The organism is Kitasatospora sp. NPDC093558 (assembly GCF_040683475.1).
Taxonomy (GTDB): Bacteria; Actinomycetota; Actinomycetes; order Streptomycetales; family Streptomycetaceae; genus Kitasatospora.
Genome location: NZ_JBFBDY010000326.1, coordinates 6,413 through 7,162, shown reverse-complemented (window position 1 = coordinate 7,162; position 750 = coordinate 6,413).

Here is a 750-nt window from a genome sequence, read left to right as displayed (position 1 = left end):
GGGAACTGGGCGACGGCGCTGGAGTGGCACCGGCACTTCCTGTCGGCGCCGGCGCCGCGTATTGCTTTGGCCGCGGCCCCTGCGGGTGCCGTTCCGGCGCCGCGGGCGGCGGTGGGCGCGGCCGTGCCCGGTGGCGTTCCGGCGGTCCCGAGTGTGGGCTGCGCGCACTGCGGGCGTCCGGCGTCCGGCGTGTGCGGCAGCTGCGGGCGGGAGACGTGCGACGCGCACTTCGGCCGCACGGGAGCGGCCGGTGCGGCGGGCGGCGCGGCGGGCGGCGCTCAGCGATGCGTCGGGTGTGCGGCCTCGGCGGCCCCGGCTGCGGAGGGCACGGCAGGGGCTGCGCGCCCTGGCGCCGCCCCGGGCACCGCTCCGGGTGTCGTCCCGGGCGTCGTCCCGGCGGCGCACGTCACGGGCCCGGTGCCGGGTGCGGCAGTGAACCCGTACGCCGGCGGGCCGGTCAGGGCCGATGGTCCGGCGCAGGATGCGTCGCCGAATCCGTACGCCACGGGCCTTGTCCCGGCCGAGGGCCCAGGGCCGTACGCCACGGGCCCGGTGCCGGGTGCCTCGCCGAATCCGTACGCCACGGGCCCGGTCCCGAGTGGAGCGCCGAACCCGTACGCCGCCGCCCCCGCCCCCGCCGACGTCCCGACGCCCGGCGCGGGCGCTGCCGCCAGCGAGGTGGCAGTCGGCGGGGGGCCTGGCGGCTGGACCGCCCCGGCTGAGGTCGCGGGGGGGGGCGGCGCGGCGGGG